Genomic DNA, 14,261 nt, shown 5'->3' with positions numbered 1-14,261 from the left:
GCCGTGTGAGACGTTCTCCCCTTCTCCTGCTCGTGCTGCTCTCGCTGACCGGGTGCACGTACTCCATCCAGGGCGAACCCGTCGCGGCACCGCTGCCACCGCTCGCGATCGCGACGGCGCGCAAGACCGCCGGGGTCGACCCGTGCGCCCTGGTGACGGAGAAGGACCTCAAGCCCCTCGGCACGCTCAAGTTCAAGCCCGTGCCGCGCACCGAGATCGCGAACTCGTGCCTCTACACCCTGAACGAGGGGCCGTACGTGCTGGTGGCGGTCCCCTACCGGTCGTTCGACGCGTCGAAGAAGTCGCAGCAAAAGGGCCGTGAGGTCGAGACGTCCAAGCACGCCACGTGGCTGAGCTGCTCCAAGCCGTCCGCGGACCAGGACCTGGTCTGCTCGGCCACCATCGCCGTGACGCGCGAGGAGTCGTTGCTGGTCACCCTCGGCATGCCCGGTGACGTCGCCGAGAGCAAGGCGAGCACGGCGCTGGAGCCGCTCAGCGTGGAAGCGCTCAAACGGATGCCGCCTGCCTAGCGGCCCTCCTGGCCAGCAGGGTCGTCGGAATGATCAGCGCCGTGACGAACGCCACGAACCCGAGCGAGACCACGAGTGAGCTGACGTGCGCGAGCCCGCCCACGATCGGCGGCCCCGCGAGGAACCCCGTGTAGGCGATCGTCGTCACCAGGCCGAGTTGGCGTTCGCCACCGCTGCCGTCCGCGCGTTTGCCGGTCTCGCTCGCGAGGTCCATGACCACGGGGAACGAGAACGCGAGCCCCAGCCCGGCCAGGCCGAACCCGAGGTAGCCGGCCACGGGGAGGGGCACCGCGACCGCGAGCGCCAGCCCCGTCGCGGCCAGGCCTCCCCCTGCGGCGAGCAGGCGGTGCGGACCCAGGCGGCGTTGGATCGGTTCGCCGAACCACCGTGCGAGCGCCATCGTCACGGAGAAGCCCGCATAGGCGTATGCGCCTGCCGCGTCGCCCATCCCACGCTCACGCACCATGAACAACGCCGACCAGTCCGCCGCCGCCCCTTCCGCGATGGCACTGCACAGCGCGACGCTCGCCAACAGCCAGAGGACAGGGCTCTTGAGCACGTTGGCGTTCTCCGCGACTTCTTCCCTATGACGCTCCCCTACTCCTCCGGGGATCGTCTTCGCGATGAGAGCGGTCACCAGTGCACCGACGAAGGCCACCAGTAGGAAGTGCTTCATGAGCGTCCAGTGCGCATGAGCGGCGGCGGCGCTTCCCAACGACCCGATGAGGCCGCCGACGCTGAACCCCGCGTGGAACTGCGGCATCAACGGCCGTTGCAGAGCGCGGACGACGACAACCGCGGCCATGTTCATCGACACGTCCATCGCGGCGATGCTCGCCCCTAGCGCCACGAGACTCAGACCGAGTTGCAGCGGCGACTGCGACAACGCGAGCACGGGCAGAAGCAGCGGACTGAGGAGGCTGCTCGCTATCAGGACTCCACGCGATCCGTAGAGCGCACACACCCGTGCCGCCAACGGCGCTGTGAACGCCAATCCGACGCTCGCCCCGAGCAAGGCCAGGCCGAGACTGCCGACCTCCGCGCCGACCTGCTCGGCGAGCGCGGGCACGCGGGAGGCCCAGGTGCCGAAGACGGCGCCGTTCAGCAGGAAGACGACGAACGTGGCCAGGCGTGGAGACATGCGCTCCAGCATGACTGAAGCGCTTCAGCAGCGCCAGCGATCAGGGAGCGATCTCTCGCATACGATGCGTCAGTGGAGTCCGACCGCCGACGCAGGCCGACGCTGGACACCGTCGCCGCGGCCGTCGGGGTCTCGCGGGCGACGGTGTCGAACGCGTACAACCGGCCGGACCAGCTGTCGTCGTCGTTGCGCGAACGCATCCTCGAAACGGCGCGCTCCCTGGGCTACGCGGGCCCGGACCCGGTCGCCCGCTCGCTGGCGACCCGCTCGTCCGCCGCCGTGGGCTTCATGCTGCCGCAGGGCCTGTCCGGCGCGTTCTCGGATCCGGCGCTCTCGATCGTGCTCGACGGCCTGGCCCAGACCGTCGACGGCCACGACCACAGCCTCGTGCTGATGCCAGGCGACTCCACGGGCGGACCGCGCCCATCGATCGTGTCGCGCGCACAGGCAGACGTGATGGTCGCCTACTCGCTACCCGACTCGGCCCCGGCCCTGGACGCCGTCGCCGCCCGCGGACTGCCGCTAGTGGTGATCGACCAGCCCGTCCTGCCGGGCTCGGCGCGAGTCGAGGTGCAGGACTACACGGGCACCTCGGCGGCCGCGGCACACCTGCTGGCCCTGGGACACCGCAGGTTCGGCGTTCTGACGTTCGCACTGCACCCGGACGGAGTATCCGGACCGGTGTCGCACGAGCGCCGTTCGGCCGTGCCGTTCCGCGTGAGCCGCGACCGCCTGGGCGGCTACCTCGACACTTTGGAAAAAGGCGGGGTGGAACCGGACAATGTTCCGGTGTGGGAGGCCCGCGGCAGTGATCGCGAACTCGGACGACTAGGCGCGCGGTGGCTGCTCACCCGCACGCCACGCCCGAGCGCCCTGCTGTGCGCGTCGGACCAACTGGCCTTCGGCGCCCTCCAGGCGGCCCGCGACCTGACGTTGACCGTCCCAGGCGACATCTCGGTCGTCGGCTTCGACGACGTCCCCGAAGCGGCCTACAGCGACCCGCCGTTGACTACCGTGCGTCAACCCCTGGCCGACAAGGGCCGCCGAGCCGGCGAACTGGCACTGAAATTACTGGCCGGCGGGAGACCGCCCCGGCCAACGAGACTCGACGTTTCCCTCGTGGAGAGAGCCTCGACGGCCCCACGAACGTGATTCGCATCACGTTTAGACAGTTTTCGTCACCCATTTGGTCGTAGGGCGGAAACAGTCGATCGACTCCGGACGATGTGTCCGGTGGGGGCACCGGTGGCCACGCGTCGTGGTCACTTTCGCACCCCTCCAGCCTCTGTAGCTCAGTGGAGAGAGCGAGGGACTTCTAATCCCGAGGTCGCAGGTTCGAATCCTGCCAGGGGCGCTGGATAGCTGGTAGATGAACTGGAGCCGGTCTCTTCGGAGGTCGGCTCCAGTGCTTATCCAGTGGTTTCAGTCGGTCGGCCTCAAACCTTCCAGGGCGTCCGCCGCCCTGTGACCCACCGACTTCCGGTTCATATACACGTCCTGGGTCATGCTGACCTGGGCGTGGCCGAGGTAGTCGGCGATCTCCCTCGCACTCAGTCCGGCCGCATGGAGCTGCGTCGCGACGAGGTGCCGGAAGGCGTGCGGGTGGAGGCCTTCCCACTCCGAACCCTCCAGGACGCTGCGCAGAGCCTTCCGTGTGTTGTCCGGGTCCCGCAGCGTGCCCGACGAGGACGGGAACACCCACTCGCTCTCCGAGTTCGGCCGGCGTCTGCGGAGAACGTCCATCGCCCACACCGGGATCCTCAGCGTCCGCATCCCGGCGACCGACTTCGTATGCGGCTGGACGAACAGCCCGACACCGGTCAGCCGGATGACCGTGCCCTCCAGCAGGATCACGTCCTGGTCCTCACGGACGCGGGTCCAGTCGAGCGTCAGGAACTCCCCGAGCCGCGGACCGACCGCCGCGTGCATGTCCACGAGGTCGACCAGGTCGAGGTTCCGCGCCCGCTCGTTGCCCACCAGGTAGGCCCGCAGCCGGAGGTAGTCGTCCCACTCGATCTTCGTGAGCTTCTTCCGCACCGGCCTGACCTTCTTGCTCTCCCCCAGCGTCCCGACCTCCCGGACCGGGTTGGTGCCGATCGCGTCGTACCGAACGTAGAGGCCCGTGATCGCGGTGAGCACGACCGTCGCGTGCTTGGCGCTCCCCAAGCCTGCCGTGTCGCGGATCGTCCGGAGAACACGTTCAGCTGTGCCCGTCGTGATCTCGCGTCCGGTGAGCGAGCCGACTGCGTCCTTGAGGTCACGGTCCCAGGACTCCCGATTGGTCCACTTGGTCCGCGCGGCCTTCTTCGACTCGTCCAGCTCCGTCAAGTACTTGTCCGCGACCTCGGAGACCTTCGTGCGGTCGGTGATCTCCTCCCCCGCCACTGCGAGCGCGGTCTCTCAGAGCTTCCTTCAGCCGGTTCTTCGCCGCGTTCTCCGTCTTGGCCGTCCGCTCGACCTGCCGCGTAACTCCGTCGTAGTCGCGGCAGTTGGTGATCGCACGGACCTTGCCGGCTAGAGTGCGGACGTACCAAATCTCTCCGTACGTCCCGAGCGCCATCGGTGGCCTGGGCATCATCCCGCTCCCTGCGGCTGCGACTCGAACCACGCCTTGACGTCCTCCGGGATGTAGCGCACGTACTTGCCGACCCGACGTCCCGACGGGCCGTAGTTCTTCGTCCTCCACTGGTACAGGGTCTGGGCAGGCACGCCGAGGAAGTCCGCGACGTCCTGAATGCCCCAAAACTTGCTCATGACGCGTTCTCCCTCGCGTAGGTGCGTTGGCGTTGTTCTCTCCTGCCTTCTGCGCTAGTCAGGGCGAGTTCTCGTTCTTCGGGGTTGGCGTAGCCGCTGGCTGCGTACTGCCAGTCGTTGACGACCACGACGAACTCCGGGTCGAAGCCGAGGCGGTCAAGCGTCTCGGCAGCGCGAAACTCCCGGCGTTCCTCGCGCAGGCGCTTGAACATGACCGGGTAGCGCTGCGACTTGCTCAGGAAGTGGCCGCGGAATGCAGCATGTGCGCCTAGCCTCGCAGCTTGAGGTCTTCGTAGAGCGGGTTTGCGCCGAACTCCCAGGCGGTCTGAATCATCCGGCGGTGGTCTTCGGACACCCGCAACAGCTCGATGTCCAGCTAGGACCGAATGAGCTTGTCCGCAGCTTCGCTCTTGCCGTGCCTTTAGTGGCGTACTCGGCGACGTACGCCGCTAGACGAGACTCGCTGATCTCGCCGTTCTCCTCGACCTGGTTGGCGTTGCTGGCCCGGCTCTGCCGGACGTCGACCTGCTCACCCCAGGCCACTCGCAGCACCTTACCGTCAGGGCGAGGCACCTCCAGCGCGACAGCGCGTGCGGCCTACCGGATCGAGTGCTCGAGCAACTCGGCCGTCGCCCAGGCGACGTCTCGTCAGCGGCACCGTCCGCCCGTCGATGCGTATGACGGCTTGGAAGTGCACCAGGCCCCGGCGTTGGTACTCGGCTACCTTGGCGTACGACACGCGCGCATGTCCGCGAACTCCCGGGCCGTCAGCCCACTGAGCGTGCCAGCGTGCGGCGCAGGGCTTGAGCGAAACGCGACCACAGAGCACCGACATTGGCCTGCCACAGAACGGATCCGCTGTAGTCGTAGGTGTCCGGGTCGAGCGGCGTCGAGACGTTCGGGTCCACCGGGTGGTGGTAGGCGCCGCAGGCACACCGAATGGTCTTACCGCGGGCGTTGCGGCGGACCATGTGCACAGCAGGAGAACGAGGTCCCGCGCCGGGCGACGGCGTATCTGTCGCAGGCGAATCTGCCGGGAAAGGCTTTACCCGCTCGTGAACGAACTCCCCGCCGACAGTGTCCCTGTCGCGGTGACGTGCCGGGTACTCGGGATCGCTCGGCAGCCGTGCTACCGGTGGCGTGCCCGGCCGGTCACCGCAACCGAGCTTGAGCGGGCATATGAGGCGAACGCGTTGTTCGACGCGCACCGCGACGATCCGGAGTTCGGCTACCGGTTCCTGGCCGACGAAGCCCGCGACGCCGGCCTGTCGATGGCGGATCGGACCGCGAGGCGGATCTGCTCGGCCATGGGCTGGCGGAGCGCGTTCGGCAAGAAACGCGGCCGCAACGGAGAGAAAGCCAGCCCGCCGGTCCACGACGACCTGGTCCGCCGTGACTTCACCGCCACCGCACCGAACCTGTTGTGGCTGGCCGACATCACCGAACACAGCACCACAGAAGGGAAGCTCTATCTCTGCGCGGTCAAAGACGTCTGCTCCACCCGGATCGTGGGCTACTCCATCGACTCCCGGATGAAGTCCCGCCTCGCCGGCACCGCGCTCACCAACGCCGTCGCGAGGCGTGACGAGGTCGCCGGCTACGTGGTCCACACCGACCGCAGATTGCGATTTCGATCAAGGAAATTTGTCCGTACGCTCGCACGCCACGGCCTGTCCGGCTCGATGGGGCGGGGCGGCTCCACGAGGGACAACGCCGCGATGGAGAGCTTCTTCGCGTTGCTGCAGAACAATGCCTCGACCCGCGTACCTGGTCCACCCGCGACGAACTCCGGACCGCGATCGTCACCTGGATCGAACGCACCTACCACCGCCGCAGACGCCAAGCCGCCCTCGTCCGGTTGACCCCTATCAAATACGAGACAACCATGGCTACGCCAGCCAGCCAGTCTGCGTGACTACCGCTGTCACCTACTCGTGCAGAAGACCCAACGCAAGACTGACAACTCGCGCGTAATGCAGACGTCGTCGTTCTGGCGACACGCGCCGCCAAGCATGCGACGACAGGGCTCATCGGGGACACGAACCGAAAACGTAGTGTTCGCTGATGGTGGCGGCCGGCTTCTTCGCACCGCAAGTCTGGTGAGTTGTTGCGCGAACACATGGAGTGATTGCCGAGACACGGCCTGGTGTCCCCAGGATCACGAGTTCCGGCGGTACAGTTTACGCGCGGGACAGTCGCCAAAAAGTGCACTGCTAGGATCTTGCGACCGTCACAGTTTGGCCGATCAGCTCGTTTGCGAGCAGGTCTGATCTTGGAGGCATCGGTGGACACCCCACGCAGGGCTGTTGTGCTGCTCAGCGGTGGCCTGGACTCGGCAACAGTCTTGGCCATCGCCAACGCGGAGGGCTACGAGACGTACGCGCTTAGTTTCAGCTACGGGCAGCGACACACCGTAGAACTGGACGCCGCGCACCGCGTTGCCGGGCAACTCGGCGCAGCACGACACATCGTGTTCGACCTCGGCATGCGGGCCATCGGTGGATCAGCGTTGACCGCAGACATCGACGTTCCGCACCACGACAGCGTCGACGATCTCGATTCGGGTTCGGCGCCGATCACCTACGTACCCGCAAGAAACCTGATCTTCCTGTCCGTTGCCGCCGGCTGGGCTGAAACCGTTGGTGCGACTGACATCTTCATCGGCGCCAACGCCATGGACTACAGCGGGTACCCGGACTGCAGGCGTCCCTTCCTCGACGCATTCGAGGAAGCCGCGACGCTCGGTACCGTCGCAGGAGCAGATGGTGGCATGAGGTTCCGCGTGCAGGCTCCGCTCGTGGATCTCACCAAGGCACAGACGATCCAGCGTGGGCTCGAACTCGGCGTCGACTACGCGATCACCCACTCATGCTATGACCCCTCCCCTTCCGGGCAAGCATGTGCGACCTGCGATTCCTGTTTGCTCCGCAAGCGCGGCTTTGAGGACCTCGGTCTCACAGATCCCGTTCTGTCCGGGTCGGTGTCAAGGTGACCTACCAGGTCAAAGAGATCTTCTATACGTTGCAGGGTGAGGGCTCACACGCGGGCCGACCAGCGGTGTTCTGCAGGTTCTCTGGGTGCAACCTCTGGAACGGCAGGGAATCGGGACGCGCCAAGGCCATCTGCCAGTTCTGCGACACGGACTTCGTCGGCACGAACGGTCCTGGCGGCGGCATGTTCCGGTCAGCAGAGGAACTGACTGGCGCCATCAGCCGTGCATGGTCTGGCCAAGTACATCCGCGTGCGAAGCGATTCGTCGTCTGCACCGGCGGCGAACCACTCATGCAGTTGAACACCGAACTGGTCGATGCACTGCACGATGCCGGCTTTGAAATCGCAGTGGAGACCAACGGCACTCAGACGGCTCCGGCTGGACTGGACTGGGTTTGCGTCAGCCCCAAGGCCGGGGCAAACATGGTCCTCACGTCTGGCGATGAGCTCAAGCTGGTCTTCCCACAGCAGGCGGCCCCACCTGAGATGTTCGAAGATCTAGACTTCGCACACTTCAGACTTCAGCCGATGGACGGACCTGAGGTCGAAGCCAACACGAAGTCCGCTGTCGAGTACTGCCTGCAAAATCCACAGTGGAGTCTCAGCTTGCAGACGCACAAGTATCTAGGAATTGCGTGATGGAGATCTTCCGCGAGTTCACCTTCGAAGCAGCTCACCGGCTGCCGAACGTGCCGGATGGCCACAAATGTGCTCGACTGCATGGTCACTCATACCGCGTGGAGGTCCACGTCACCGGTGACGTGGACCCCGTCGAGGGTTGGATCATGGACTTCGGCGATGTGAAGAGGGCGTTCGAGCCGGTTGACGCCCAACTCGATCACCACTACCTGAATGAAGTGCCTGGCTTGGAAAACCCGACCAGCGAGAACCTGGCACGCTGGATCTGGGACCGACTCTCCGCCGACCTTCCGCTGTCAAAGATCGTGGTTCGTGAGACTTGCACCTCCGGCTGCGTCTATCGAGGAGAGGCAGCATGACTCTGGAAGACGTCCAGAGCCGACCGGACATCCGCGGCGTCGCGCTCGACGAGGTTGGCATATCCGGCCTGAGGTACCCCGTACTGATCTCCGACGGTCCTGGCGCCAAGCAAGAAAGCATCGGCGCGTTCGCGTTCGCCGTTGCGCTGCCCGCTGAGGTCAAGGGCACCCACATGAGCCGTTTTGTGGAGATCCTGCACGAGTGCGCGTCCGAGATCAGCGCCAGCGGCGTACAGGCTGTGCACCGCGAAGTGCTTCGCAGGCTGACTGCGCCATGGGCGAAGGTGGCCGTTGACACCGAATTCTTCCGTGAGCGACTAGCTCCTGTAAGCGGTGCTCGGGCACTGCTTGGTCATCGCGTTCGATGGAGCGTCGTAGGTGGAGACCATGACAGCGCGGTCCGCGTTCAGGTGACCGTGCCGGTGACGAGTGTGTGTCCCTGCAGCAAAGCGATCAGCGACTACGGCGCCCACAACCAGCGTGGACAAATCACCATCGGTGTACTGATCGCCGCGCAGGCAGACGATTCCGAGCAGTTGACTTTGATCAATCTGTTCGACCTCGCGGAGTCTGCGGCATCGGCTCCCGTCTACCCACTGCTGAAGCGACCTGACGAACGCTTCGTCACGATGCAGGCGTATGACAACCCTGTGTTCGTCGAGGACATGGCGCGAACTGTTGCCGAACAACTGCGTACCGATGACCGTGTACTCGCGTTCCGAGTGCACGCCGCCAACGACGAGAGCATTCACGATCACGCGGCCTACGCGGTAACCGAATGGCCTCACCGTGGCGCGTACACGCTCGAGACGACGTGATGGGCGCGTCTCGCACCCACATCGTCGTCACCTGCACAAATCGCAAGCAACGCGTTGTCCCCGAGGAACTACAGGTACGCAGCCTGACTCAATTGGGCACTGCTGGGCGCTTCGACGCATGGATCAAACGCTTGAGCACCTCCGACGTTCCCGAGGTTCCGGCCGAGCAACTCTACGCAGGCGACCAGTGGCAGATCGCACGGAAGCTACACGCCAAGATCGACAACGCCAGCACGTGGATCTGCTCAGCGGGCTACGGTTTGGTGCCGTTGGAAGCAGAACTCCGGCCCTACGCAGCCACCTTCGCGACAGATCAGGCTGACAGCGTGGGCAACACCACCGCTAAGATCCAACAATGGTGGCAGTACCTGGCTACCTGGAGGATGCATGGCACGAGCACGCCACGTTCACTGGCTGCTCTCGCACACAGCGACCCCGAGTCCACGTTCATCGTCGTACTGTCCAGCAGCTATCTGCGAGCAGTCGGGCCAGACATCGCCAACGCCGCGAACCACCTTCACGACTCGGAACGGCTCTCGATCATCTCAGCCGGAGCCACGACCGCCGGCGACTGGGATCGATACCTCCTGCCGACTGACGCACGATTGCAGAACAGCCTCGGTGGTAGCCTCGGCTCGCTGAACGTGCGCATCGCCGCAGCACTACTGGAAAGCGGCGACCTGACCAGGCCAGCTCTCTCTGAACGTCTGGTACGGCTGCGTTCAAGCAGTGCACCGCGTCGCAAGTTCGAGCGGGTGCCGATGAACGATGCTGAAGTACTGGGCTTCATCGCGCAACGGCTGACTCCGAGGAGCACACACACATCCATGCTGCGCGAGCTTCGAGATGCTGGGTTCGCCTGTGAGCAGAGCCGGTTCAGGCAACTGTTCCTGAACTCGATGGAGGGAGCCTGATGGCAAACCCGTCATCGCTCATCATCAGCAGGCGCGCACTCCAGATCGCGCAGAGCGTGCAGCGACCGCTGTACCTCTTCACCCTGACGGCAGCCGAGATCCTCCAGGTCGCCGAGATCTCTCGAGTGAACCGCGACGACGCCGGGGATTTGATCGGCTACCAACGCGCTCCGGTGCGCGCCCACATCCAGGAGATAGTCGAGTACCTGGATGGCGACAACGTGTTGTTTCCGAACCCGATCATCCTGGCGTTGTCGTCTGACGTCCACTTCACCGGCAGTCGAGGGCCGAAGACCAACGATGGTGTCGCGACTGCCGGCACGATCGACATCCCGCTCGTGCCGCCGGACCGGCCGAAACCAGGCTGGATAGTGGACGGCCAGCAGCGCGCACTCGCGCTCGCGCAGGCCGGGAACAAGAACTTCCCCGTTCCAGTCACCGCGTTCATCGCTGATGAGGTGTCGGTCCAGCGAGACCAGTTCATCCGGGTCAACAACACTAAGCCGTTGCCTCGCAGCCTGGTTACCGAACTGCTGCCCGAGGTGACCACAGAACTTCCCCGCAGGCTGACTCTCAAGCAGTTGGCGTCGCAGCTGTGCAACATGCTGAACCAGGATGAGAAATCTCCGTTCCACGGGCTAATCAGCCGCTCCTCCACGGATACCAAGGCACGGAAGACAACAGTGATCACCGACACCAGCATCATCAAGATGCTGGAGGAGTCACTCAAAGACACCGGATGCCTGTTCCAGTACCGCAACATGAGCAGCGGCAACACCGACGTAGAAGGCGTGTGGCGCGCGTTGATGGTGTTCTGGACGGCGGTCAAGGACACCTTCCCCGACGCGTGGGGCAAGCCCTCGACCAAGAGTCGGCTGAGCCACGGTGCGGGGATCCGGGCGATGGGAAGGTTGATGGATCGGGTGCTCGTCGCAGTAGATCCTTTGCGCGACGATGCGCCGGAGCTCGTTCGCCGCGAGCTTGCGAAGATCGCTCCCGAGTGCCGGTGGACCAGCGGCACGTGGGAAGAGCTCGGCATGAAGTGGAACGCCATCGAGAATCTCCCCAAGCACATCCAAGAGCTGTCCAACTTCCTCATTCGCACCTACGTCACGAGTGGCAGGACGCCTACGTCATGAAGTTCTTCTTCCCTGACTCGCAGGATCAGATCGATCCTGCGTTCGACTTCATCACCGAAGAGAAGAAGGCGTTCCGCATCCGTCAGCGCGACGACCTGTACGCCCACGAGGCGTTGAACGAGCCGCCTTTCGACGGTCTGCTCGTCTCGAAGGCCATCGTGGACGGAACGATGAGCGGTACCGGAAAGTACACGGTCGCTCAGCGCCACAGGCTCTACCGTGAAGGCGCCGAACAGTTCTTCCGGCTCTCAGGCCAGAGCAGAGACCTGCAGATCATGGGTGACTGTGGAGCCTTCAACTACGTCGCCGAGGAGTACCCGCCCTACACGCCTGACGAGGTCATCGACTTCTACCAGGAAACTGGGCTGCACATCGGCATCTCCGTCGACCACGTGATCTTCGGCTTCAAGCCGGTCACCCCCGCTGACGAGCCGAAGCTGCCGGAGTGGACACGACGTCAAGAGATCACCTTGGACCTGGCCGCGGAATTCTGGAAGCTGTGCAGGCTACGCAAGGTTGATTTCACCCCTATGGGTGTGGCGCAGGGATGGGACCCCGACTCGTACGCTCACTCGGTGGCAGTGCTCCAGAAGATCGGCTTCAAGCGCATCGCGCTGGGTGGCATGGTGCCGCTGAAGACGGCAGACATCCTGCTGAGCTTGCGTCGAATCGCCGACGACCGCGATTCGAAGACGGAGCTGCACCTTCTGGGCATCAGCCGATGTGAGCAGGTCCTGGAGTTCGAGCGCTACGGGGTGACGAGCTTCGACTCCACCTCTGCGTTCCGGCAGGCGTTCAAGGACGACAAGGACAACTACTACGCGCTTGACCGGAACTACGTTGCGGTCCGAATTCCTCAGGTGGACGGTAGTCCCCGCCTGCGGAAGGAGATCAGCGCAGGCCGGATCGAGCAGGACCTCGCGTTCGATCACGAGCAGAAATGCCTTCATTTGGTGCGTTCCTACGCCGATGGCAACGCTGACTTGGACGAGGTCGTCGATGCGCTGTGCGCGTACGAGAAGTTGTACGACCCCAAGAAAGACCATCGCGCCGCGTACCGCGAGACGCTTGGCGATCGCCCCTGGGAGAAATGTCCTTGCGCGATTTGCAAGCGGATCGGTGTCGAGGTGATCCTCTTCCGTGGCTCCGAACGCAACAAGAGCCGTGGGTTCCACAATCTGTACGTATTCAGCAAGAAACTCGACCGAGAACTGGTAGCAGGGAGTATCGCGTGACCGCGACCGACAGCCTCATAGAGACCGAGCAGACGCTGCGGATCCCCGCTATCGAGGTCAAGCAGGGGCCCAATAGAACCCTCTACACGTTCGCGATCGACGGCAAGCAGTTGCCGAAGGTCGCCACGATCGCCCGTATCCGCCGTGACGAGGACTCACGACTGCAGGGGTACCAACGTACTGCAGTGACGTCGCACATCAACGCGATCAAGCGCTACATCGAGTCCGCTGACGCGATGCTGCCGAACGCACTCGTAGTAGCGTTCGACAAGCGAGTCTCATTCGAGGCGGCGAAGGGTGCGCCGGCTGACGGTCACAGCCGTGCAGGGATGCTGGTTATCCCTGTTGACGAGGAATGGAATGAGTCGGACAAGCCTGGGTGGATCGTCGATGGTCAGCAACGCAGTTCCGCCATCCGCCAGGCCCGTGTCGAGAGCTTTCCCGTGTGTGTCACGGCGTTCATCACAGACGATGCCGCTGAGCAACGGTCTCAGTTCATCTTGGTCAACAACACCAAGCCTCTGCCAAAGGGCTTGATCCACGAACTGCTGCCGACAGCTTCGGGTCAACTCCCGCTGCCTCTTCAGCTCCGTCAGTTTCCAGCGTTGCTTCTGGAGCGGCTCAACTACGACGAGGACTCCCCGCTCAAGCATCGCATCCACACGACGACGATGCCGGACGGCTTCGTGAAGGACAACTCCATCCTTCGCATGCTTGAGAACAGCCTCGACAACGGCGCGCTCCACGAGTACCGCAACGCCGGTGCCGGCGACGGAGATGTGGCCTCGATGCTGCGGGTGTTGAAGACCTACTGGAGGGCTGTCTCGAAGGTTTTCAGCTTGCCTTGGGACCTGAAGCCAACGAAGTCTCGCCTCACTCACGGCGTCGGTATCATCAGCCTCGGCTTTGTCATGGACGAGATCGTGAAGGTCAAGTCCAGCGATCAAGAGCTTACGGTTGAAGATTTCGAGGTCGAGTTGAAGGCGCTCGCGCCGATCTGCCGGTGGACTCAAGGCAACTGGGAGTTCAAGGACGGGTCTGCCCGCCGCTGGAACGAACTCCAGAACACCTCGAAAGACATCCAGTTGCTGACCAACCATCTACTCGACAGCTATCGCAAGCATGCGAAGAGCAAGAGAAAGCGACCTTCTTCCCGATGACACGGTTCATCCTTCTGCTCACGGTCGCCGCGTACGTCGGAACTGTCCTGCTGGCAAACATCGTTACCAGTCAGTTCGGCTTGATCGCTGCAGGATTCGGGCTCTTGGTTCCTGCTGGCACCTACACCGCAGCACTCGCTCTCAGCCTGCGGGACGCCGTGCAGGAGTTCGCCGGACGGTCGTGGGTCTGGGTTGGCATTGCAACCGGGACGATCCTGTCTGTTCTCGTTGCTGATGGTCGCATCGCCCTGGCTTCCGGCGCCGCGTTCGCGCTCTCGGAGTTTTTAGACATGGTGGTCTATACGCGCTTGCGGGAGCGCAGTTGGCGTCTCGCGCTCGTGTCGTCCAACGCAGTGGGTTCAGTCGCAGACACCATGCTGTTCCTGTGGTTGTCCGGCTTCGGCCTCACAGCCACTGCTGTCGCAGGACAGGTCCTCGTCAAGGCTGTGTGGGTGACAGGAGTGTGCCTGCTGCTTGGCGAACTGATGCGTCGGATCGCAGTCACTTACCGAAAAGACACGCTTCCGGCGACGTGACCATCCTTTGACACGCGCGGCACCTGCTCACAGCCCGTTGAACAT

At 64.0% G+C, this 14,261-nt stretch carries 18 protein-coding genes, 1 tRNA gene and 1 pseudogene; 13 read left to right on the top strand and 7 right to left on the bottom strand.

The window, feature by feature from the left end; all coding sequences use genetic code 11:
• The first annotated feature begins 5 nt into the window (after positions 1-5).
• On the top strand, positions 6-530 hold the full coding sequence (locus ACWF7A_RS21015) for a hypothetical protein (protein WP_452252133.1): 525 nt from the start codon (positions 6-8) through the stop codon (positions 528-530).
• Here ACWF7A_RS21015 and ACWF7A_RS21010 read toward each other — a convergent pair.
• On the bottom strand, positions 508-1,671 hold the full coding sequence (locus ACWF7A_RS21010; RefSeq protein WP_452252132.1) for an MFS transporter: 1,164 nt from the start codon (positions 1,669-1,671) through the stop codon (positions 508-510). The two genes, ACWF7A_RS21015 and ACWF7A_RS21010, sit on opposite strands and share 23 nt — an antisense overlap.
• Before the next feature lie 72 nt (positions 1,672-1,743).
• On the opposite strand from ACWF7A_RS21010, the gene ACWF7A_RS21005 reads away from it, so the two are divergent.
• Positions 1,744-2,823, top strand: coding sequence for a LacI family DNA-binding transcriptional regulator (locus tag ACWF7A_RS21005; protein WP_452252131.1), 1,080 nt, complete (start codon positions 1,744-1,746; stop codon positions 2,821-2,823).
• 129 nt (positions 2,824-2,952) lie between these two features.
• Positions 2,953-3,025 (top strand) — tRNA-Arg (locus ACWF7A_RS21000).
• A 68-nt stretch (positions 3,026-3,093) separates the two neighbouring features.
• On the opposite strand, the gene ACWF7A_RS20995 is transcribed toward ACWF7A_RS21000, so the two are convergent.
• The 6 genes from ACWF7A_RS20995 to ACWF7A_RS20970 form a co-directional block, all read right to left on the bottom strand.
• Positions 3,094-4,056: a site-specific integrase gene (locus ACWF7A_RS20995; RefSeq protein WP_452252130.1), complete on the bottom strand. Its 963-nt coding sequence runs from the start codon at positions 4,054-4,056 to the stop codon at positions 3,094-3,096.
• A gap of 189 nt (positions 4,057-4,245) precedes the next feature.
• Complete coding sequence (locus tag ACWF7A_RS20990; RefSeq protein WP_452252129.1) at positions 4,246-4,425, bottom strand: helix-turn-helix transcriptional regulator; 180 nt, start codon at positions 4,423-4,425, stop codon at positions 4,246-4,248.
• Positions 4,422-4,745 (bottom strand): replication initiator, encoded by a 324-nt coding sequence (locus ACWF7A_RS20985; RefSeq protein ID WP_452252195.1) that lies wholly within the window; start codon positions 4,743-4,745, stop codon positions 4,422-4,424. Before ACWF7A_RS20985 ends, ACWF7A_RS20990 begins: the two co-directional genes overlap by 4 nt.
• A 10-nt stretch (positions 4,746-4,755) precedes the next feature.
• Positions 4,756-4,968, bottom strand: a complete 213-nt coding sequence (locus ACWF7A_RS20980) for a hypothetical protein (protein WP_452252128.1) — start codon at positions 4,966-4,968, stop codon at positions 4,756-4,758.
• Positions 4,969-4,984: 16 nt separating this feature from the next.
• Positions 4,985-5,260: a replication initiator gene (locus ACWF7A_RS20975; protein ID WP_452252127.1), complete on the bottom strand. Its 276-nt coding sequence runs from the start codon at positions 5,258-5,260 to the stop codon at positions 4,985-4,987.
• Complete coding sequence (locus ACWF7A_RS20970; RefSeq protein ID WP_452252194.1) at positions 5,193-5,396, bottom strand: replication initiator; 204 nt, start codon at positions 5,394-5,396, stop codon at positions 5,193-5,195. The genes ACWF7A_RS20975 and ACWF7A_RS20970 overlap by 68 nt, the downstream gene beginning before the upstream one ends.
• 5 nt (positions 5,397-5,401) lie before the next feature.
• Here ACWF7A_RS20970 and ACWF7A_RS20965 point away from each other — a divergent pair.
• The 10 genes and pseudogenes from ACWF7A_RS20965 to ACWF7A_RS20920 all read left to right on the top strand — a co-directional run.
• Positions 5,402-6,340 (top strand): annotated as a pseudogene (locus tag ACWF7A_RS20965) (IS3 family transposase); the annotation flags it as partial.
• 369 nt (positions 6,341-6,709) lie between these two features.
• Positions 6,710-7,417, top strand: a complete 708-nt coding sequence (queC, locus tag ACWF7A_RS20960) for a 7-cyano-7-deazaguanine synthase QueC (protein WP_452252126.1) — start codon at positions 6,710-6,712, stop codon at positions 7,415-7,417.
• Positions 7,414-8,055 (top strand): 7-carboxy-7-deazaguanine synthase, encoded by a 642-nt coding sequence (gene queE, locus ACWF7A_RS20955; protein WP_452252125.1) that lies wholly within the window; start codon positions 7,414-7,416, stop codon positions 8,053-8,055. The genes queC and queE overlap by 4 nt, the downstream gene beginning before the upstream one ends.
• Positions 8,055-8,414 (top strand): 6-carboxytetrahydropterin synthase QueD, encoded by a 360-nt coding sequence (gene queD / locus ACWF7A_RS20950; RefSeq protein ID WP_452252124.1) that lies wholly within the window; start codon positions 8,055-8,057, stop codon positions 8,412-8,414. The genes queE and queD overlap by 1 nt, the downstream gene beginning before the upstream one ends.
• Complete coding sequence (gene folE2 / locus ACWF7A_RS20945; protein ID WP_452252123.1) at positions 8,411-9,232, top strand: GTP cyclohydrolase FolE2; 822 nt, start codon at positions 8,411-8,413, stop codon at positions 9,230-9,232. Before queD ends, folE2 begins: the two co-directional genes overlap by 4 nt.
• A 131-nt stretch (positions 9,233-9,363) precedes the next feature.
• Positions 9,364-10,146 carry a hypothetical protein gene (locus tag ACWF7A_RS20940; RefSeq protein WP_452252122.1) on the top strand — a complete coding sequence of 261 codons (783 nt, stop codon included), beginning with the start codon at positions 9,364-9,366 and terminating at the stop codon, positions 10,144-10,146.
• Positions 10,146-11,285, top strand: a complete 1,140-nt coding sequence (gene dbpB / locus ACWF7A_RS20935) for a DGQHR domain-containing protein DpdB (RefSeq protein ID WP_452252121.1) — start codon at positions 10,146-10,148, stop codon at positions 11,283-11,285. Before ACWF7A_RS20940 ends, dbpB (ACWF7A_RS20935) begins: the two co-directional genes overlap by 1 nt.
• Entirely contained in the window at positions 11,282-12,520 is a 1,239-nt protein-coding gene (dpdA, locus tag ACWF7A_RS20930; RefSeq protein WP_452252120.1) for a tRNA-guanine transglycosylase DpdA, read from the top strand. Before dbpB (ACWF7A_RS20935) ends, dpdA begins: the two co-directional genes overlap by 4 nt.
• On the top strand, positions 12,517-13,680 hold the full coding sequence (gene dbpB / locus ACWF7A_RS20925; RefSeq protein WP_452252119.1) for a DGQHR domain-containing protein DpdB: 1,164 nt from the start codon (positions 12,517-12,519) through the stop codon (positions 13,678-13,680). The genes dpdA and dbpB (ACWF7A_RS20925) overlap by 4 nt, the downstream gene beginning before the upstream one ends.
• Complete coding sequence (locus ACWF7A_RS20920; protein WP_452252118.1) at positions 13,677-14,216, top strand: VUT family protein; 540 nt, start codon at positions 13,677-13,679, stop codon at positions 14,214-14,216. Before dbpB (ACWF7A_RS20925) ends, ACWF7A_RS20920 begins: the two co-directional genes overlap by 4 nt.
• The last annotated feature ends 45 nt before the right edge of the window (positions 14,217-14,261 follow it).

This window comes from Lentzea sp. NPDC055074, from assembly GCF_053608005.1.
This window is presented reverse-complemented; position numbering and strand designations above follow the sequence as displayed.